This window comes from Butyricicoccus sp. AF35-5AC (genome assembly GCF_003477715.1).
Lineage (GTDB): Bacteria > Bacillota > Clostridia > Oscillospirales > Butyricicoccaceae > Agathobaculum > Agathobaculum butyriciproducens.
Genome location: NZ_QUDX01000014.1, coordinates 240 through 19,547, shown reverse-complemented (window position 1 = coordinate 19,547; position 19,308 = coordinate 240). Strand labels below are relative to the sequence as shown.

The following is a 19,308-nucleotide window of genomic DNA, read 5'->3' as shown; positions in this document are numbered from 1 at the left end:
CAAAAGTAACCGCCAGGTTTCTCCGACATGAGGAACCTGGCGGTTATCTTTTGTTATTTACTTTCCAGCAGCCAATCAATCAGATTCAGCGACTTGATTCCTTCATAGGACGAATCCAGACCTGGATTGAGTGAAAGTACGATTTTTTCGTAGTTGTCGGCAATTTTCTGCAGCGGAGCAAGCTCGCGCGCACGCACGGTTTCGCTCTCCATGGATTCCGTTACCTGCACATACAGCTTTTCATCGGCCTTGGTTGCAATGAAATCGACCTCGGCAGTGCCGACCTTGCCGATAGCAACATCATAGCCGCGGCACAGCAGCTCGAAATAAACGACGTTCTCAATCGCGTGGCCGCTGTCACGGTTGCGGAACCCGAGAAGATAGTTGCGCAGACCAATGTCTACGATGTAATACTTGCCCAGTGTGCGCAGAAACTCCTTTCCCTTGATATCAAAACGCTTGATATCGTAGAAAAAGTATGCTTCAAGCAGCGCATTCACATAGGCCTGAACCGTATGCGCACTGGGCTTTGTCTTGCGGTGGCCCTCGTCGAGCAGGCCTTCGTTGACCAGCGTATTGCCGATGGAGGATACGGAAACCGAACTGCCGATATTATCTGCTAAAAACAGAATAATTTTTTTGAGCAGAATGGCGTCTGTGATCTGTCGCTGACCTCTGCGCTTTTCGCGCTCTAGAATATCACGCACAATAACGGTCGAATAAATGCCGTCCAGCAGGGTAAGGGCCTTGTCCTGTTCCAACCCGACATCTGCAATACCCGGCATGCCGCCGTACCGCATATAGGCGTCAAAAATCTCACGCAGCTCGTAATGGGTACCGTCGGCATCAACTGCCTGCTTTTTCGTACCGCCGAGCGCGCTTTTGACCTCTTGAATAGTGAAACCATGGAAATCGATAAACTCTGCAAACGACAGCGGCAGCATTTTGATTTCCACACAGCGGCCGGACAGATAGGTGGAATATTCCGACGAAAGCAGGTAGGCGTTGGAGCCGGTGATGTAGATGTCGCAATCCAAATCCACGCGAAACGCATTGATCGTGTTTTCCCAGCCTGCCATACGCTGCAATTCATCGAAAAACAGATACATCCGCTTGCCCGGCAGTGAACGCTCTTTCACATACTGATACAGGTCATCTGAGGTCATTTTGATGAACTCGTAGGATTCGAAGTTTATTTCGATGATCTGTTCATCATTGACACCGTTCTCACGCAAATGGGCAGCCATCAGCTTGAGCAGACTGGATTTGCCGCAGCGACGAATGCCGGTCACGACCTTGATCGGCTCGGTGTCCTGAAAGGCGATGAGCTTGTTTAGGTAGATATTTCGTTTTCTGAGCTTGTGTGAAGCGATCATACGGCAACCCTCCTGATAAAAGCATAGCATAAATGATTTTAAATTTCAAGTTTATGCTATGTAATGCACAAATTATATAATCAAATGTGATTTGTGCAATTAGTATAGCCGTAGATCGACTTGATGATTCATTCCACTGAAGGGGGACTTCTATATAGTATAAAGAACAGATATCCCCCCTTGATAGATATTCGCGCACCGCAAGGATTTAGAGCAGCGACAGCATCTCCTCACGCAGGAAGTAGATTAAGTTGCTGATCATCTGGTAGAAGGCAGCGGCAGCAAAATAACTTGTTAAGGATTTAAATTTATCCATATTTTCTAGAACGATATATTTAAATGACTTTGTGCGATTTATATCATTAGTGGCTTGTAAGCGGAGTTCTTTCTTAATCCAATTAATAAATGCGAGTGGATCATGGTATACCTGCATAAGTTGGATATAGTCAGATGTTTCCCAGTTCCATTGAATAATACTTTCTTGTAGTTGTAGAATAGCCATTCGTTGTTCTGCGGTAAGGATAGTGTGTTTCTGAGGATTAGTGCGTTGTTCTTTAAACCATAGCGGATAGAGAAGTTCTCGATGCTGTTCTATAGTTTCAGAAAAGTATAGGATATCCTTTGCCAACATATTGTAATTCGAGTTATATGCAATAGGTTTATGAGATTTACTGCCAATTTCAGTAAAGAATCCAATGCCGGATAAGTTATATCCGCGAACCTTCAAATATTCGTAGATATAATCATATTGATATTTGAGCTGCAGTTCCGGATGGTCTGCGGACGGGACAGGTATACCTTGAAAATTGTGAGGTAGTATCTGGAGTAATTCTTTTCGAGCAATGTTCAAACCTTCTGTTTTCTTTATTTTCTCAAAGTATTCGATTGCTTCTACCATACCAAGTCCAGTTGAACACGTATCATTTAATTCCTGCAATGCTAAATACAAATTTTCAATGGCTTTTTTTACGTGAGAAGTAGGCTCGACACCACATTCGAGAGTTAATCTTGTGCGAGGTTCAAGAACTCTTTTAATCCACAGTGCTAACTTATAGCCAGGTTCTTTTTGTAAGCAGTTCATCAACTCATCTTTTTTGGAACGAGATAATTTTTGATGCCGTAACTGATATAAAATGTTCAGTATAGTATTATCTGATTTAGCCTGATTAAATTCTGAAGTCTTCCCTTGGGAGTATAGTCGCATATGGTTGTATTCATCATAACTATGTGAAATATCGGCGTAACTATCATCGCTTGCCAGGTCGATAGCCATCATATTCAAATTTTCTGCATCAAGAGGTGTTTCTTGAAAACCGTGATTTATATCGTAGCAGTCGAATATATGATTTTCATCGCAGTTGCGATTGTATAAGGATACAAGAAAATATAGGCGCAGAAAGTTGGGCTCGGCATGTATATTGATTCGATTCCAAATCGAGTTTGGACGATCATGAAAGATTTTTGCAATTTTATTGAACAGATCGACGTAATGATCTTCTGAAAATAGCATTCTTTCTTCTTGAGTAAAGAAGAGTGTAGGGCAGAACTGGGTGTTGGAAGCAGGTATTGACGAATGATTGTCCAGCAAAAATTTACGATTTTTTGTAAATGCAATAAAGAAATAAAAATGGAGAATCGTAAAATAATGCGGATACTGAATCATCGCGTATATTAAGTTGTGTATATTTTGTTTGATTATTTTTTTAGGCTCAGCACAATGGAAACTATTTGCATTTTCTTCGTAGAACAGATTAACTAATTGGTTTATTTCCGTTTCACCTTGTGTGGTCAGTACAGAATGTATATTGGATATCCGAGATGGTATCTTTTGAAGATTTTCAGTAGGAGCATTGAATTCTGCCATTGGCTTACAGATTTTGCAATACTCTCTTATATAGCTATACCAGCTTTGCTTTTGATGATGCAGAGACAAAATTTTAAAACTTGATTGCTCTTGAGCTTCATTATATTTCCAAAAACGTTCCTTAATCCAAGATTTCAGGATTGAAAAAACGGATAATATTAAAGACTTTTCGTCCTTATCTTCGGAGATTTTGTATTTGTATGTAAGAATGATAAGAAGTTGTATGCAATCCATTAAGGCATGTTCTTTGCTCAGTTCACGCTTCATTATATTTTTGCGTTTTAATAAGTTGTGTATTCGATTTAACTTTTTGAAAAATGGTGTATTTGTAGCTTTATTTGTTTTGGGTGCGTCCATGACATTCCATAGGGAATATACATTTTCATGGAATATTTCACCTTTTACTTCCATACGATTTTCTCCTAATTCTATAGTATAAAAACTTGGAAATGCTAGCATTGAAATTGCAGAAAAGGCAGCTTATACTCAGAATGAGCTTAAAAAACAGGCGCCTGAATCACTTATCAGGAGGTAATTATTATGATCATTAAGAACAAAAACACGATCCATCGCTCTTCCGCCGCTATTATTGGTGACGTAGCGGCCAAGCTGGGTTGCGATATTAGTGGCAGCACAGATGATGTGGATCTCTGCATGGTGACCCATTGCAAGCATCCCATCGGTTATGCAGTTCTCCGTGGCAATCAGTGGAGCCGGATTTCTGAACAGGAATTCAACAAGTTCAGCAAGCCCAGCAAGCACGTATACATCGAGTCCATCGATGTTTCGCTTGACCCCGACACGGCGCGGTTGCCGGGTTACCGGAACGCAAGCGGCTCGGATGCGTTCCAGGCGCTGTTCCAGCTGCCGGAGCTGTGCCAGAAAAACGCCACGCTGCTGATGCTGTTCGTCCTGTGCATTACCGCACCGCTGCTCTCTATTCTGTACCCGCTGTTTGGCGGCAGCATTGCCGTCGTACTTACCGGGATTCAGACCGTCTCCCAGTCTCCGGTTCTGCAGGAACTCCTGCGTACCTGCGGCGGTCCGGAGAAATGGAAAGGCAAGCACTGGACGGCTACTGTACCTCACAGCTGGCAGCCGCACCGTGAGCTTTGTGCAGCTCGGCCGAGTGATGACCTTGCAGATTATGCAAAGCTGAAGGTCACTGCCGGTAAGAAAAGTATGACGCTCCCAGCACCGGTTGTCAACCGTTTGGTCGCGCTGGAGAACAGTATCCCGCAGGCTGTGGTCAACACAGTAAGTAAGAGCTACCCGTTCTCTGTTCCTGTGGTATTGGGTCGCAAGCTGGCCGGCAGCGAACGTACAATTTTTACGTTGGACGGCAACGAGTTGTTAAACTACGACGAGGAAATGCTGCAAAGACTTTTCGCACAGCACAGCAATATCCAGAATACCCTGCGGAAGTTTGTTGTGCTCTGTCGTAAAAATCCGAAAGACTTTGCCGCAGAGATTGAGCGGCGTGCAGCGCGGTTTATCCCATCTAAACATGATGGCAGGTTTACATGTACCTCTGCTGATACAATGGTACATGTAAAGGCAAAATTGCTTGCCGTACTAGAAACGCTTTTGATTTGGGGTACTCAGCAAAACTACTGCATTTATGATGAGGCATCGGCGTTCTTTCGCACAGTTTGGGGCGCGATTCTCCCCGAAACGTCTCCCAAACCGCCGGAAGACACCACTGCAAAGCTCAATCCGGAAAATGCGTACACCTTCCTCCTGTTCTTCAAGAAGTATCTGCATGACCACATTGCAGGTATCCGTAAGGAAGGGGAAACATGGGATTCGCAGTCGGTGGCATGGCTGCGTACGCTCAAGAATCAGACAACTCTCTTGTTGATCTGTGGTCGCAGGAGCTTGCTCACCGCATATAAGGACTGGCTGCAAGAGAGGGACGTGGAACTCGACATTTCTGCCGAAGCGGCGTTGCAGGCAGCTTTAGCAGAGGACGGCATTCCGTTCCGCACCGGCGGACGCGACACGACGTGGAAGTACAAGCTGTCGCCTGCTGACAAGCCGCTGCCCTGTATGGGTGTCGCTCTCAATGACCTGCTTTCGCTGTTCAAACAGCATGAAATCAGCATCGGGAATGACCTTGGGAGCCTGTTTTCACTCGAATCGGACGACTGCAAAGCCGAAGCTGATTTTGTTGCAGAAATTGATGAATCGGAGGAGAATGAGGTATGAAAGATATCAAAAAATCTGCTGATTCGAGTTTCGGTGAAAACGAAGAGCTTCGGGCATTGGAGTGGAGCGCGTATTCTCCGCACTGTATTGACGACTTGACGGGACAAGTGATGAACGAGCTTGACGAGTACTTTTCTACACGCGGGTTAACATATCTATCTGGGCAGCGCGAGCTGCTCAGAGATACTGTCCGCCTGATGCTGGGCGAGGCGGAGGAGCCGGTCACGACCATTCCGCTCTTGCCGGGGATGGGCAAGTCTACGCTGGTGCGTGCGCTTGTCAAGGTGCTGACGCGCGAGTTCGTTCGCATGAGTGATTACGCCAAGTCGCTCGGCGGCGTTATCCTTGTCGTTGAGAAAACCGCCGAGGCGTACGAGCTGCGCGACTTGATACAGGAGAACGCTCCTAACCGCGATCTCGTTCGCGTGCTCGAGAGCCCGAACGATTTTAATATTGCCCATGGCGGCTGTCAGCGCAGCGATGTGCAGACGCGTGCAGAATGTCCCGGAAAAGATTGCCCTCAGGCGGCAGAATGCAGATTGCTGCATGCCGCTGATAAGGCCAATCAGACACCGTTCCTCGTCTTTATGCACGCTCGATACGATCAATATTATATCGAGAATCTGTCTGCTCTGCGTGAGTGGAGTTCCGGCGAGGAAATGATTTACACGCGGAAGCTGCTGATTGTTGATGAAGCACCGAATCTGATGAAAGTTTCTAAGCTTTCAACGAGTGTGATTGCTGCCTGTGAAGGAATGATTTCGACGTACAAACCCAGCTATGAGCTGAGCTGGGACAAGCCAAAACAGACGCTGCTGAGCACGCTGAACTATTCGCTCCGTATTCCGTTTCAAAAACTGCTTCGGCAGTATAAAGCGAACGGAAGTCGCATTGCAATGGCAACATCGGACGATTTCAATGCGGCAGCATTCGATTGGAGCAAGCTGGATCCGTTCTGCGATCAGCTGGAGCACTATGCCGGTCCGCGTTCCGACGAAATTATTGAGACGGTCAGCGTACTGTCAAAGCAGCCCGCTGCCTATCAAATCGGCCAGGAACACGAATTAACGGTTCCGCACTGCCGCCCGTTCGACATACGAGATGACTTGCGCACGTTCATTTTGAGCGGTTCAGCGTTTCTCTCGCCTGAATTGTATGAGAATCCTGAAGTCGATATACCTTCGGCAGATGTGCAGGAATCGTATCAGCGGCTTACCATTCATGTGCAGCGTTCCGACACCCGGTTCAGCGTCAGCAAGACCGCGATGGCGAATAAAACGACTCGGAACGTACTGACGGTCTGGCTGAAGAACAAGCTGTCCGGTATGGCAGGGCACCAGGTCCTTGTGGTTACATACAAGGGCTACGCGAAAGAGCTTTGGGATGCCCTGAGCGAGTTCCACGATCGTCTGATTCCGCTTCAAGCGGATGACAACAGTGGACCCAAAGAGAGTCTGCCGTATTTCGGAGGCATGAACGGATCGAATCGATACAATGAAGCGGATTGCGTGATTTGTGCCGGTTTGGGCCGTTTCGACTCGGAAGAATATTTCAATCGAGCACTGGCATTCGATTTCGATGGCAGTGCGTGGGGCGAATTCGAGCAGGCGTGTCTCGATCCGAGTTTCCGGAATACAGACGATCTGGCGTGCGTACAGAAAATGAGAAATCTAACGATGGCGCGCGATCTGGTCCAGCTTGTATTCCGCAGTACGCTGCGCAATCATGGCGGTAAAGAACCAGTTTCTCTGTGGCTGATTCAGCCGCCCGAAGAGGTTGTCATGCACGTTCGTGAATCGTTCAGAGACTGCCAACATGACGAGATTTCCGAATTACCGTTCGAATGCTTGTCCGAACTGGCAGCCGGCCGAACCTTTCAAGGAAAACCGACCCATGCCTCAAAGCTGCTCAAATGGCTCGCGGATTGGGACGGTTCCCCAATCTTGATTGCAGAGGTCCAGGGACAGCTCGGTATGAAGCCGGGGCAATGGAAAGAAGCTCGGAAGAACGCGGCTGTCAAGGAAGCGTTCAAGCATATCGAAACCGATGGTTCGGGCAAAAACTGCAAAATCAAACGATCTGAAAATGCAACGTAAGCTGCTATATATTATATTCCTGAAGGACCATAAATAAGGAGGAGTCTATTATGGCTGAACATACCATTCAATTCGTTTCGCCGCGTCGTTTCTACGACACGGCAACCGTCGCTGAAACCCATCGCCGTCTGCTCGCCGAGGGGCACAATATTTCGGAGAATGCTCTGCGCGGATTTATCCGTCAGGGTATTCTGCCGGCCGTTAAGATTGGCCGGAAGTCGCTGCTGTATTACCCGAACGTCATCAAACTGCTGACCGAGGGCAACAACAATATTTCGCCGGATGACGATCGTCCGTCGTACATTCCGGCGAAAATTTCGGTATAAGCTGAAGCATGCGGTGCGTCCAAGCGGCGCACCGCATTATTCTGCACGAAAGGAGAGAAAAACGTGCCAAGTATTAAGAAAATTCGCACAAAGTCCGGCTTGAGCTTCAAAATCACGGTTTCGTGCGGCTACGATGAGCGTTACCGCAAGCGCTGCCACTTCAAGACGTGGAGAGCGCCGGAAAACTGGTCAGAGCAGCGTGCCGAGCGAGAGGCCCAGAAAGTTGCTTATGAGTTCGAGAACAGCATCAAGCTGGGGTTTCAGCCGGACAACAACAAGACGTTTGCCGAGTATGCAGAGTATGTTATTGACCTCAAGGAGCATACCGGCACAAAGCATAGTACAATCGAGCTGTACAAACACCTGTGCGAACGCATTATCCCTGCGATTGGTCACATTAAGCTGACCGAGCTGCGACCGCAGCACTTAAATCGCCTGTACATGGATCTTCTGCAGAACTGCACCAAGCATGTGCTCGACAAGGCACGCTCGAAGGTTGATTTGGGCGCGCTGCTGACAGAGCGGCACATCTCACGCGCTAAGCTGGCAAAGCTGTCTCGCCTCAATGCGGTTACCATAACGGCTGCCTGCCGCGGACAGGTTATCCGCAAGTCCTCCGCAGACGCAATTTCTGCGGCGCTGGGTATACCGCCGCAAAAGCTGTTCGAGTACATCCTGAATACCGACCATCTTGCGGTGAAAACCGTCCTGCAGCATCACCGTTTCATCTCCACCGTGCTTTCGCAGGCGGAGAAGGAAATGATCGTAACCTACAATGCAGCGGCGCGCGCTACACTGCCTCGCGCTCAGCGAAAGAAGATCAACTATTTCCAGCCGGAAGAGATCTTCCGCATTTTGCAGGCACTCGAGAGCGAACTGCTCAAGTGGCGGACGATTACCCATCTGCTGATCGTCACCGGTGCGCGGCGCGGCGAGATTATGGGGCTGAAGTGGGAGAATGTTCACCTTGATGAGCGCTATCTTTACATTGAGGTTAATCTTCGCTATTCCAAGGCGCGCGGTATTTATGAGGAAACACCGAAAACGGGTGAGACGCGCTATATCCCAATTCCGGCCGAAACCGTCACACTGCTGCGTGAATATCGTGCAGAACAGGAGAAGCTGCGCGAGCTGAACGGTGATCGGTGGCAGAATGACGAGGGTTTCCTGTTCTCGAGGGATGACGGACAGGTCATGCACCCGGACAGCATCACCGCGTGGCTCAATAAATTCAGCAAACGGCATGGCCTGCCGCATATCAATCCGCATGCGTTCCGCCATACGGTTGCCAGCGTATTGATCGCCAACCACACCGATGTCGTTACCGTTGCTCGTCAGCTCGGCCATTCCAGTCCGGCTACGACCGAGATGTACTATGCGCACTTGATTGAGCAGTCTCGCGTGCAGGCAGGCGAGTGCATTGCTGATGTTATGCTGCGCGGCTGCGGCCGAAAAGAACCTTGACACATAGAAGCGCCGATAATAAAATCATGCTGTGAGGAGATGATCTTATGGATGATGAAATCGCTGAAAAGCTGTCGCGTAGCAATAAAGATATAGCTGCCGGACATGTCTTGACGCAGCAGGAGATGGACGCGAAGGTAAAGACGCTGCTCAAATATTGCACGACAAATGTGTGAGATGTCTAATTTAGAGTATGCGTATGCAAATGAAAGAGGGGTAACTGCCCCTCTTTCATTTTTTCCATGCTGCGAAAACCAATTGCAGCAGATCCAATAACTCAAGCACTGTTTCTACGTTACCACACCAGTTAACGCCTAGCTGGACCAGACTGTTCAGAAAGCGATAACCAACCGTACCGCACCGCAACAAACAACCAAAATATCATCACTCTCTACCCATCTTTATATTGGGTATTTTCACAATTTTAACTTGATTATATAGTTACCATTTGGTACAATTACATAAACAAATTGCAAAGAGGTGACTCCCATGGGCTAATTATATATTATCGCTCACTCAACACAGACATAAATGAGAATTCATGGATGAAAAGGAGTGCGTTATGAAATCTTTATTCAAAAAAAATTATTGCTATTATGACTATTTCAGCAATTTTTATAAATTCTGCTAATGCAATCTATGTACATAGATACCAGCAAGAACAATCCAAGTGGTGTTGGGCCGCTAGCGCACAAATGATGGGACACACCATGGGGCGTGATGTCACGCAGAGCGCTATTGTCGATTATGTTTTGGGGACGGTTGCTAACGTAAGCAGTGGCGATATTGAAAATGAAAAGAAAGCCGTCAATTATGCAACCTTGCGTAACACTACCCTCCGAAGATCAGCCCTTTCCTTCGCGGCATCAAAATCTGAATTAGATTCAGGTGAACCAATTTATATTCAGATCATCTGGGATGCTGGCGGTGCTCATGCGGTCGTTGTATCAGGATACAATGTAAGTGCGAATACTTTAACCGTTGTTGATCCATGGACAGGCTGTGGTACAAAGGCGTTTTCTTATAATAGTATGATTACGGGATGTGATTTTCAATCCGGATCCGGAAAATGGAGTAACTCTATCACTATTTGACGGAGGTGACAATAAATGAGCAGCTTGAAAAAAATTATTTCTATGTTCATTCTTTTTGCATTGAATATTACTCAGGTAGCTGCTGTAGATATTCCAATCGAACGTTTGAGCATATCCAATGATTATGCATCAGTCCAAATCGCTGGATCTGATATATGCAACCTTGTAAATACATTAACCGAGAGTTCCTCTCTACAGCCCGATAATATTAACTGGGACAACGTATATAAGATATATGTTGATAATAATGATATCTTTGCATTATCCTCTTATTCAAAAGACGATATTATGAAATCACTAGACTATATATGGAGTTACATGGATAACGTAGACAATCATAATGTTCGTGTAACGATTTCCCGAGCGCAAATGCCAGAACATGAATTAGTTGATAATGGCGTTATCACTGAAACAACATATAATGAGTTAGTGAAAAAGGCTGGCACATGGACGGCTCCAGAAGCAGAGATTGATACCACGCAAACTATTGCAAACATTTTGGATGATCTGCAAAAGGCAGGCATCAGTGAAGCTACTGATTTTATTCTGGTCGGAGGTACCGCCAAAATGAAATCTTTGTTCGCTATTACTTTTGCGGACGGCTACGCAGATAAAATTATACCGCTTGCCGAAACCGGCATCGCTATTACTAAAAATAACGACGTTCAAGAGGCAAGTGCTCATGCCAATACTGAAAATTCAGAACAACTCGATGTTGGAAAAGCATATGATTTCGAAGAAATCGCTAAAGCATTCAATAACATCGAAAACGATCAAGCGGCTAGTACCGGTGCAAATGGTCATGCTGCAATCACTAATACAGTAAATATAGCTGGATGTATTGTTATGATCATTATCCTATTTACTGTTGTGGCAATAATTCTTATCCTTCGAAAGAAGAAAGCAGTCAAATAACTACATAAAACGAAAAGAGCGGCAATGCCGCTCTTTTTTACTGTTCAGGCTACCACGTAGTAGCCTGTGCAGTAGCCTCGGTTTTATTTCGCTAAAGTAACGCTCAAAAAGATAATAAAAAACCGCTTATTTCAACGAAACAAGCGGTTTAACATGGTACGCCCGGTGCGATTCGAACGCATGGCCTTTGGAGTCGGAGTCCAACGCTCTATCCAGCTGAGCTACGGGCGCGAGTACATGATATAGTATACCAGTCTTTCGTGCGTTTGTAAAGCGGTTATTGCGGGGTATTTCGGTCGAATTGTGCCGAAACACCCCGATTTCCGTCTTACGCCTGCGCGGCGTCCGGCTTTTTCTTCTTTTTGCGCTTGCGGTAGCGGTCCTCCTCGGAGAAAACACAGCCGCAGTAATTCTGCATGTACAGGCCAAGCTCACGCGCCTTATCCTGTCCCTCGCGGAAGCGCGGCGAAAAGTCGCGGTGCAGATACTCTACGCCGTATTTTTCGGCCATTTGCTCGCAGATCTGACGCATCAGCTCATGATTCTGGTACGGGCTGACAAACAGGGTAGAGGTAAACCGGTCGTAGCCGTGCTCGGCGGCGTAGCGCGCGGTTTCCTCAAAGCGGAGCGCATAGCAGGTCGCACAGCGGTTATCCCAGTTGGGATAGACAGCTTCGATGAACTTTCGCAGACCGTACTCGTTCTCAATCTCCAGCTTGAGATCAATGCTTTTTGCATACTCAACGAGTGTATTCTTGCGCATTTTGTACTCTTTCATCGGGTGAATGTTGGGATTGTACCAAAAACCTACCGGCTCGATGCCCTCCTGCCGCAGCGTGTCGATGCACGCAATGGAGCAGGGCGCACAGCAGATATGAAGAAGTGTTCCGGACAAAAAATCAAACCTTTCTGAAAAGTATTCTTGTTATTTCACGCCTTTTTGATCGGGTGGCGAAGGACGGTTTTGCGTTTCTCCGGCGCGGTTTTGCGCGGGTCGGAGAGATAAATCTCGTGGTGCAGCCGTTCGGCGGTGAGATCGTTTGCATAGCCGTTCTGTGCGAGATACTCGTCCATCACCGCAACAGATGCAGGCTCGTCATCATAGGAGCCAACGTGCATCATCTGTACGCACAGACCTTCCTCAATCGTCAAAAACTCGGCTGAGGAGCAATCCAGATGTTTCTTTTTTGCTGCCGTCTGTACCGCCCAGTCAAAATCCGTCTTGGTCACAAAATCCGGCAGACGAATGACGGAAATCCAGTGGAAACCGGATTTATCCGCATAATTTACACCGTCTACATCATCCTGCCGCCAGAAACCTTCCAGCGGCGGAACAACATATTCAAAGAAGCCTGCGATTTTATAATCGGTCTTATAACTCATTTTCAGCGTGTAGGCCACGGCATACAGCACGCTGATGGCCTGCTGATATGCACCGCCGTCCTCGTTCGGGTCGCCGGTGCCGCGCACGGCAATGTAGTTCATTGGCGGCACTGCGGTAATCTGCGGCTTGCTTTTCGGCTGATAGAGTTCCTTGTACTCTTTTTTGAAGTCAAACGGCATAGCGTTCTCCTTTATTTCTTCCAGTGCTTGAGGGTCGGCACAATGGCTTCCATATGGGCGCGAACCTGCTCTGCAGGCCAGCTTTCGGTTGCCATATGCGTTACGCAAACGTCAATCAGCTGCTCTTTCGTGGTGTATTTGAAGGTTCCGTCGGCATAGCACCACATGCAGTAGTCCTCGTTAAAGGAGCCGTCCGGCTCTTTACTGGTGATGGAATCTTCAAGCGGCATGCCGCAGCATTGGCAGATCAGCTGCCGCGGAGAGCCGAGAAGCGTATTGATCGACACGTTAAAGAACGCGGAAAGCAGCTTGAGCGTTTCGACATTCGGCGTGGTTTCGCCCGTTTCCCAGCGGGATACCGCCTGTCGGGTGACAAAAATTTTTGCAGCCAGTTCGTCCTGTGAGAGACCTTTTTCGGTTCTGAGATGATATAAAATATCCTTTGTATTCATAATCGAACACCTCCGTGAGGTAAGTGTATCATAGGATCTTTTTACGGACAAGCAACATGCGGTTGCGGTATCGGATAGCGCCTGTCAGCAACCTGCCGGCTTAATTATTATACCGCGTTTCCGGCCTACTTGCAAACCCTGTCGAAAACCGTTATACTGAGATTAGATTGACCCGGAATTTTGATCAAAGGAGGCATATTCCCATGAAGGATATTGCATACTATAACGGAAAAATCGGCCGCATTGACGAGGTGCAGGCGCCTATCACCGATCGCGGTTTTTACTTCGGCGACGGCGTTTACGATGCGGCGATGGTCAACAACAAGAAAATCTTCGAGCTTGAGGATCATCTGGACCGCTTTTACAACAGTCTGAAGCTGCTCCGCATTGAGCCGCCGATGCAGCGTGACGAGCTGACAAAAACGCTGAACGAGCTGGTGTCTCAGTTGGATTCGGATGCGCCGCATATGCTGTACTGGCAGTCCACGCGTGCAGTGGCACACCGCATGCACGCGTTCCCCAAGGGCGGCAAGGCCAGCCTGATGGCATTTTCCGAGCCGTGCGGACTGGACCGCCAGGATCATCCGTACAAGCTGATTTCGGTCGAGGACACGCGTTTTCTGCATTGCAACATCAAAACGCTCAACCTTATTCCGAACTGCATGGCGATGCAGCAGGCTGTTGAGGCGGGCTGTGACGAGGTCGTTTTCCACCGCGGCGACCGCGTGACTGAGGGCGCACATTCCGGTCTGGCGATTCTCAAGGATGGCGTGTTCTGTACGCCTCCGGCGGATAATCTTATTCTGCCGAGTATTACGCGCAAGCATTTTCTTACGCTGTGCGACAAGCTCGGTGTGCCGACCCGCATTGCACCATTTACTGTGGATGAGCTGAAAAACGCAGATGAGGTGATGATCCTGTCCACCGGCACGCACTGCGTCGGCGCATGCGAGCTGGACGGCAAGCCGCTCGGCGGCAAGGATCCTGCACTGCTCGATAAGCTGCAGAAGGCGTATCAGCAGTGGTTTGACGAGAAAACCGCAAAATAATGGAGAATTGAAAAGGAATAATTGAGAATTGAGGTATCGCGCATTGCGTGTATCCGTCATTTTCCATTCTCAATTTTCAATTTGGAAAGGACAAAAGAATGCCCAACATTGTTATCATTGGCGGCGGACCGGCGGGACTGAGTGCTGCGATTTACGCGGTACGCGCCGGCATGCAGGCAACCGTTCTGTATAAGGACGGCGGTGCGCTGGCCAAAACGGACAAGATCGAGAATTATTTCGGCTTTATTGAGCCGGTTTCCGGCGCAGAGCTGCTCGAGCGCGGACAGAAGCAGGCCGAACGTCTGGGTGCAGTTTTGCGGCAGACCGAGGTAACCGGTATTGAGTATGCGGCGCAAGGCTTCACGGTTAAGACTGCGGACGGCGTGTTTGACGCGGATGCGGTCATTCTGGCAACCGGTTCGCCGCGTGCGGTGCCGAAAATCGAGGGTGTAGCTGCATTTGAGGGCCGCGGCGTCAGCTACTGCGCCATCTGCGATGCGTTTTTCTATCGCGGCAAGGACGTTGCCGTGCTCGGTCAGGGTGAGTATGCGCTCGAGGAAGCGCGGGTGCTGCTGCCGGTGGCGCAGTCCGTTACGCTGCTGACGAACGGCAGCGAGGCTCCGGCGGATTTGCCGGACGGTCTGTGCGTGGAAACGCGAAAGGTAAGCGCGGTCGAGGGCGATGAACTGGTGTCGCGCGTGGCGTTTGCCGAGGGAGAACCGCTGCACGTTTCCGGTGTGTTCGTCGCCTACGGCACCGCAGGCAGCGGCGATTTTGCCCGCAAGCTGGGCGCGCAGCTGGACGGCACGCGCATCAAGGCGGACGCCGACGGCTCGACGGCTGTACCCGGCCTGTTTGCGGCGGGTGACTGCACCGGCGGTCTGCTGCAGGTGGCAAAGGCCGTCGCAGACGGCGCTGAGGCTGCAATGAGCGCGGTAAAGTTCGTGAGAAAGTGAAGAAAGCACCGCATACCTCGGTATGCGGTGCTTTTTTATGCGGTTTTGACCGGGGTATTAACCCTCGTAATCATCCTCGTTCTCCCAGTTGTGCCAAACTGCCTGAACGTCATCGTTATCCTCGAGGTTGTCGAGCAGCTTACGCATCTGCGCCATATCCTCTTCCTTTTCGAGGGTGATGTAGTTCTGCGGAACCATCTGCAGCTCGGCCTGTGCGAAGGTGTAGCCTTCCTTCTCGAGTGCCTCACGAACGGTGGAGAAATCATCCGGAGCGGTGTAGATTTCGAAAACGCCTTCCTCAACGAGGAAATCCTCAGCGCCTGCATCGAGCGCCTGCATCATAACAGCGTCCTCGTCCAGACCTTCGCTCTCCATAATGATAACGCCCTTCTTATCGAACTGCCAGGATACGCAGCCGGAAGCGCCCAGACCTGCGCCATACTTGTCGAACAGGTGACGAACGTCCGCAACGGTGCGGTTCTTGTTATCTGTCAGGGTCTCAACAACGACTGCAACGCCGCCTACGCCGTAGCCTTCATAGTTGTTTGCCTCGTAATCGACCTGACCGTTTGCACCGGAGTACTTATCGAGCGTGCGCTTGATGTTGTCGTTCGGCATGTTGTTGGCCTTTGCCTTTGCAATGCAGTCGCGCAGGCGAGCATTGAAATCCGGATTGGCGGAGCCGCCTTCCTTGATTGCGATTGCCATTTCACGGCCGATTTTGGTGAAAATCTTTGCTTTTTTTGCATCGTTTGCGCCCTTGCGCTTTGCGATGTTATTCCACTTGGAATGTCCCGACATGGTGAGTGTCCTTCTTTCTTTTATATCATCTAAAATATTAACTGTATAACACGCAGAACAATTTTAACAGGTTTTTCGCTATTCTGCAAGTCCTGCGAGTATATTTTTCGCGTTTGCGGTGCAGAATAGCATTGCAAACGAAACGAGGTGAGCCAAATGAGCAAGCAGAACAAGAACCGGAACCAGCAGGGTCAGCAGAATCAGCAGCAGAATCAGCAGCAGAATCAGAAAAACGATCAGCAGAACGGCTGATATTTTTTCCTGAGCCGATGGGTGTGCCTGTCGGCTTTACTTATTTTTATCTATTCGCTGAAGATTTCGGAATGGGTGCAGTCCGGACGGCTGGGAGGTCCGCCGCACCTGCGGCGGCGGGCACAAGGGTGGACACCAAGGTTTCCACCCTTGTGAATCCCGTTTCCTTTATTTCTTAGTCTGGCGCAGATCAGAGAGCGGCGACCGCTTTGAAATAGGGGAACGGCAGAGGATTTTTACTTCCGTATCTTTCTCAATCTGTTCGCAGTGTCAGATTCCTTACTGCTACACATACCGGCTGCTTTGCGCAGGCGCAGCACAAGGTGAATTGCCCGAAGGGCAAGAGAAGGTCCCCTGGGGGATAACAATGTTGCGCAACTCGTTTGCGCGGTGGTTGCGGATAGCACCTGCGGATTTAAGGCAATACCGCTTTTAATTCTCAATTTGCTTTATTTCCCGAGGTTTTCATCCCGGTATTTCTGAATCGCTGCCAGAAACTCCTTGCCGTACCGCCTTGCTTTTGCGTCGCCTACGCCGCGGACGGACAGCAGATCGAACTCGCTCGATGGCTGTTTTGCGGCCATATCAGCGAGTGTTGCGTTGGAAAAGATAACGTACGGCGGCACGCCTGCGCGTGCTGCAAGGCGGGTTCGTACATCGCGGAGCGCATCGAACAGCTTTTCATCCACATCTTCCGCAAGAGCCGCATACTGTTTGGCTGCTGCCGGCTTTTTCTCCTTGGGCAGTTTGACGCGGAATTCACCGCGTCCGCGCATGAGCGCGTTACCGGTGCGGGTGAGCGCGAGCACGTTCATGCGGTCCGGGTCGGCGATGAGGTGTCCGCGCTCGAGCAGCATGTCGATCAGCCGCCGGACATACACGGCGGTGCTGTCCGGCATGATATTATAGGTGGAAAGTGTATCTAGATGGAACTGCGTGATTTTTTCGTTCTTACTGCCGGTCAGAATGGCCGAAACAACGGTTTTGCCGAACGCACGGCCGCGTTCATCCAGTCGGTACACGCACGAGAGGATTTTTCGCGCGTCCATGGTTGCGTCCACTTCCTCGAAATTGGTGTCGCAGCTGCTGCAGTGTCCGCACGATATCGGCGAATTTTCACCGAAATAGCGCAGAATGTAATGCCGCAGGCACTCGGTCGTGGTGCAGTAGAACGTCATCTGCCGCAGGCGTTCGCGGTCGCGCGCGATGAGCTGCTGACGGGTGGCTTCGTCAATGGTTTCGTCCTCGGCTTCGTGGCTGCGCTCAATCAGAAACTCGGCCATACGCACATCTTGTCCGCTATATAATAGAATACAGTCGGCAGGCTGACCGTCTCGACCGGCACGGCCGGCTTCCTGATAGTAGCTTTCCATATTTTTCGGCATATTATAGTGGATAACGAACGATACGTTGGACTTGTCAATACCCATGCCGAATGCGTTGGTAGCAACCATAATGGTCTTGCGGTCGTACAGAAAATCGTCTTGATTCTCGCGGCGCTCGTCAGGATCGAGGCCCGCGTGATAGCGGGTGGCGGGCAGACCGCGGCTGAGCAGCAGATCGCAGATTTCCTCCACGTTTTTGCGGGTGGAGCAGTAGACGATGCCGCTTTTATCCTTACGCTCATTCAGCAGCTGCAGCAGCTTCATGCCCTTGGAGGTCGGTTGTTCGACAGCAAAATACAGATTCGGACGGTCAAAACCGGTGGTTTTGATGAATGGTTCGTGCAGACCGAGTGCCTGTACAATGTCGTCACGCACCTCAGCCGTTGCGGTTGCCGTAAACGCGGAAACGAGCGGCCGCTCAGGCAGTTCGGCGAGAAAGTCGAGGATTTTGAGGTAGCTTGGACGAAAATCCTGTCCCCATTGAGAGATACAGTGCGCTTCATCGACTGTGATCATCGAAATCGGTACGCGCTTGGCAAATTCGAGAAACGAGGGAGCGGTCAGGCGTTCTGGCGCAACATACAGCAGCTTGTACTCGCCTCGTCCGGCGAAGTACAGCGCGTCGCGGAACTCCTCGAAGCTCATCGCGCTGTTGATGCACGCAGCGGGGATACCGGCCTCGACCAGCGCACCGACCTGATCTTTCATCAGCGAAATGAGCGGCGAAATGACCAGAGTCAGTCCGGGGAACAGCATCGCGGGCACTTGATAGCAGATGGACTTGCCCGCACCGGTCGGCATGATGCCCAGCGTGTCGCGCCCGGCGAGGATGGACTGCACCAGCTCGTCCTGTCCCGGGCGGAACGAATCGTAGCCGAAATACTGTTTGAGAATGTCCTGTGCGGTTGCCATAAGCGCTCCTTTATATCGTAGTCACAGCTGCCAGCGGTTGTCCGGCATGGCGCGGAGCAGGTCGAAGTACGTCCAGCACTGCGCCTCGGCGGAAATCATCGTCAGGCAGTCTTGGTTCATGCGATGCGGCTGCGCCGCACCGGTTAGATTGGGTTTGAGGTCGAAATCGAACATATAATAGGTACCGTCTGCGGCGGCGCGGCAGTCGATGCGGACCAGGCCTTTCAGCTCGTGCGCCTGATAGAGAACAGCGATTTTCATAAAATCACTTCTTTATATGGTATCATGCACCCATCTTATCATAGTTTCAGAAAAATCTCAACTATTTGAAAAAAGTTCTTGACTTTCCCTCCGGGATTTGGTATTCTATTAAAGCTGTCTCTGAGAGACAAGCGCAAAACCGAAAAGTTTGGGTTAGAACCGATTGAAGTTCTGAAAAAGAATTTGAAAAAAGTTCTTGACAAACGGTTTAAGTTTTGATATACTAAATAAGCTGTTGATGAGCGGTTGAGAACAACGAAAAGTTGCGAAAACTCTTTGAAAACAGCAGATTGTACCTTGTAAATTAAACAACGATGTGCTTAAACTTTTGTTC

General features: G+C 49.4%; 17 protein-coding genes and 1 tRNA gene. 9 read left to right on the top strand and 9 right to left on the bottom strand.

Features of this window, described 5'->3' with window-relative positions; all coding sequences use genetic code 11:
* Positions 1-53 precede the first annotated feature (53 nt).
* Complete coding sequence (locus tag DWZ82_RS13115) at positions 54-1,376, bottom strand: ATP-binding protein (protein WP_118481169.1); 1,323 nt, start codon at positions 1,374-1,376, stop codon at positions 54-56.
* A 208-nt stretch (positions 1,377-1,584) separates the two neighbouring features.
* Positions 1,585-3,651 carry a hypothetical protein gene (locus tag DWZ82_RS13110; protein WP_118481168.1) on the bottom strand — a complete coding sequence of 689 codons (2,067 nt, stop codon included), beginning with the start codon at positions 3,649-3,651 and terminating at the stop codon, positions 1,585-1,587.
* 129 nt (positions 3,652-3,780) lie between these two features.
* Here DWZ82_RS13110 and DWZ82_RS13105 point away from each other — a divergent pair, with 129 nt between their 5' ends.
* The 7 genes from DWZ82_RS13105 (at position 3,781) to DWZ82_RS13080 (ending at position 11,343) form a co-directional block, all read left to right on the top strand.
* A complete protein-coding gene (locus DWZ82_RS13105; RefSeq protein ID WP_118481167.1) occupies positions 3,781-5,448 on the top strand; it encodes a hypothetical protein in 1,668 nt (555 codons plus the stop codon).
* Positions 5,445-7,544 (top strand): hypothetical protein, encoded by a 2,100-nt coding sequence (locus DWZ82_RS13100; protein WP_118481166.1) that lies wholly within the window; start codon positions 5,445-5,447, stop codon positions 7,542-7,544. The genes DWZ82_RS13105 and DWZ82_RS13100 overlap by 4 nt, the downstream gene beginning before the upstream one ends.
* Before the next feature lie 50 nt (positions 7,545-7,594).
* The gene (locus DWZ82_RS13095; RefSeq protein ID WP_118481165.1) at positions 7,595-7,870 is read left to right on the top strand and encodes a hypothetical protein; all 276 of its coding nucleotides are present in this window, start codon (positions 7,595-7,597) and stop codon (positions 7,868-7,870) included.
* A gap of 63 nt (positions 7,871-7,933) precedes the next feature.
* Positions 7,934-9,334 carry a tyrosine-type recombinase/integrase gene (locus DWZ82_RS13090; protein ID WP_118481164.1) on the top strand — a complete coding sequence of 467 codons (1,401 nt, stop codon included), beginning with the start codon at positions 7,934-7,936 and terminating at the stop codon, positions 9,332-9,334.
* Between the two features lie 47 nt (positions 9,335-9,381).
* Positions 9,382-9,510 carry a hypothetical protein gene (locus DWZ82_RS15895; protein WP_279217446.1) on the top strand — a complete coding sequence of 43 codons (129 nt, stop codon included), beginning with the start codon at positions 9,382-9,384 and terminating at the stop codon, positions 9,508-9,510.
* A gap of 420 nt (positions 9,511-9,930) precedes the next feature.
* Positions 9,931-10,428, top strand: a complete 498-nt coding sequence (locus DWZ82_RS13085; protein WP_118481163.1) for a papain-like cysteine protease family protein — start codon at positions 9,931-9,933, stop codon at positions 10,426-10,428.
* Positions 10,429-10,443: 15 nt separating this feature from the next.
* Positions 10,444-11,343: a hypothetical protein gene (locus DWZ82_RS13080; protein ID WP_118481162.1), complete on the top strand. Its 900-nt coding sequence runs from the start codon at positions 10,444-10,446 to the stop codon at positions 11,341-11,343.
* A gap of 154 nt (positions 11,344-11,497) precedes the next feature.
* On the opposite strand, the gene DWZ82_RS13075 is transcribed toward DWZ82_RS13080, so the two are convergent.
* The 4 genes from DWZ82_RS13075 to DWZ82_RS13060 form a co-directional block, all read right to left on the bottom strand.
* Positions 11,498-11,574, bottom strand: a tRNA-Arg gene (locus tag DWZ82_RS13075).
* Between the two features lie 97 nt (positions 11,575-11,671).
* Positions 11,672-12,238, bottom strand: a complete 567-nt coding sequence (locus DWZ82_RS13070) for an epoxyqueuosine reductase QueH (RefSeq protein ID WP_118481161.1) — start codon at positions 12,236-12,238, stop codon at positions 11,672-11,674.
* Positions 12,239-12,273: 35 nt separating this feature from the next.
* Positions 12,274-12,906, bottom strand: coding sequence for a GyrI-like domain-containing protein (locus DWZ82_RS13065; RefSeq protein ID WP_118481160.1), 633 nt, complete (start codon positions 12,904-12,906; stop codon positions 12,274-12,276).
* 11 nt (positions 12,907-12,917) lie between these two features.
* Positions 12,918-13,358, bottom strand: a complete 441-nt coding sequence (locus tag DWZ82_RS13060) for a zinc ribbon domain-containing protein (RefSeq protein WP_118481159.1) — start codon at positions 13,356-13,358, stop codon at positions 12,918-12,920.
* A gap of 203 nt (positions 13,359-13,561) precedes the next feature.
* On the opposite strand from DWZ82_RS13060, the gene DWZ82_RS13055 reads away from it, so the two are divergent.
* Together DWZ82_RS13055 and DWZ82_RS13050 are read left to right on the top strand one after the other, a co-directional pair.
* Positions 13,562-14,407 carry an aminotransferase class IV gene (locus DWZ82_RS13055; RefSeq protein ID WP_118361674.1) on the top strand — a complete coding sequence of 282 codons (846 nt, stop codon included), beginning with the start codon at positions 13,562-13,564 and terminating at the stop codon, positions 14,405-14,407.
* A gap of 98 nt (positions 14,408-14,505) precedes the next feature.
* Positions 14,506-15,363: an NAD(P)/FAD-dependent oxidoreductase gene (locus tag DWZ82_RS13050; protein ID WP_118481158.1), complete on the top strand. Its 858-nt coding sequence runs from the start codon at positions 14,506-14,508 to the stop codon at positions 15,361-15,363.
* A 57-nt stretch (positions 15,364-15,420) separates the two neighbouring features.
* On the opposite strand, the gene DWZ82_RS13045 is transcribed toward DWZ82_RS13050, so the two are convergent.
* The 3 genes from DWZ82_RS13045 to DWZ82_RS13035 all read right to left on the bottom strand — a co-directional run bounded on the left by DWZ82_RS13045 (position 15,421) and on the right by DWZ82_RS13035 (position 18,974).
* Complete coding sequence (locus DWZ82_RS13045; RefSeq protein ID WP_110435528.1) at positions 15,421-16,164, bottom strand: YebC/PmpR family DNA-binding transcriptional regulator; 744 nt, start codon at positions 16,162-16,164, stop codon at positions 15,421-15,423.
* Positions 16,165-16,865: 701 nt separating this feature from the next.
* Positions 16,866-18,713, bottom strand: a complete 1,848-nt coding sequence (gene recQ, locus DWZ82_RS13040) for a DNA helicase RecQ (RefSeq protein WP_118481157.1) — start codon at positions 18,711-18,713, stop codon at positions 16,866-16,868.
* A gap of 21 nt (positions 18,714-18,734) precedes the next feature.
* Entirely contained in the window at positions 18,735-18,974 is a 240-nt protein-coding gene (locus DWZ82_RS13035) for a hypothetical protein (protein WP_118481156.1), read from the bottom strand.
* Positions 18,975-19,308 lie beyond the last annotated feature (334 nt).

What these genes read in the sequence shown, in the direction of transcription:
- DWZ82_RS13115 (WP_118481169.1), bottom strand. Translation starts at nt 1,376, where the DNA reads ATGATCGCTTCACACAAGCTCAGAAAACGAAATATCTACCTAAACAAG.
- DWZ82_RS13110 (WP_118481168.1), bottom strand. Translation starts at nt 3,651, where the DNA reads ATGGAAGTAAAAGGTGAAATATTCCATGAAAATGTATATTCCCTATGG.
- DWZ82_RS13105 (WP_118481167.1), top strand. Translation starts at nt 3,781, where the DNA reads ATGATCATTAAGAACAAAAACACGATCCATCGCTCTTCCGCCGCTATT.
- DWZ82_RS13100 (WP_118481166.1), top strand. Translation starts at nt 5,445, where the DNA reads ATGAAAGATATCAAAAAATCTGCTGATTCGAGTTTCGGTGAAAACGAA.
- DWZ82_RS13095 (WP_118481165.1), top strand. Translation starts at nt 7,595, where the DNA reads ATGGCTGAACATACCATTCAATTCGTTTCGCCGCGTCGTTTCTACGAC.
- DWZ82_RS15895 (WP_279217446.1), top strand. Translation starts at nt 9,382, where the DNA reads ATGGATGATGAAATCGCTGAAAAGCTGTCGCGTAGCAATAAAGATATA.
- DWZ82_RS13085 (WP_118481163.1), top strand. Translation starts at nt 9,931, where the DNA reads ATGACTATTTCAGCAATTTTTATAAATTCTGCTAATGCAATCTATGTA.
- DWZ82_RS13080 (WP_118481162.1), top strand. Translation starts at nt 10,444, where the DNA reads ATGAGCAGCTTGAAAAAAATTATTTCTATGTTCATTCTTTTTGCATTG.
- DWZ82_RS13065 (WP_118481160.1), bottom strand. Translation starts at nt 12,906, where the DNA reads ATGCCGTTTGACTTCAAAAAAGAGTACAAGGAACTCTATCAGCCGAAA.
- DWZ82_RS13060 (WP_118481159.1), bottom strand. Translation starts at nt 13,358, where the DNA reads ATGAATACAAAGGATATTTTATATCATCTCAGAACCGAAAAAGGTCTC.
- DWZ82_RS13055 (WP_118361674.1), top strand. Translation starts at nt 13,562, where the DNA reads ATGAAGGATATTGCATACTATAACGGAAAAATCGGCCGCATTGACGAG.
- DWZ82_RS13050 (WP_118481158.1), top strand. Translation starts at nt 14,506, where the DNA reads ATGCCCAACATTGTTATCATTGGCGGCGGACCGGCGGGACTGAGTGCT.
- DWZ82_RS13045 (WP_110435528.1), bottom strand. Translation starts at nt 16,164, where the DNA reads ATGTCGGGACATTCCAAGTGGAATAACATCGCAAAGCGCAAGGGCGCA.
- recQ (WP_118481157.1), bottom strand. Translation starts at nt 18,713, where the DNA reads ATGGCAACCGCACAGGACATTCTCAAACAGTATTTCGGCTACGATTCG.
- DWZ82_RS13035 (WP_118481156.1), bottom strand. Translation starts at nt 18,974, where the DNA reads ATGAAAATCGCTGTTCTCTATCAGGCGCACGAGCTGAAAGGCCTGGTC.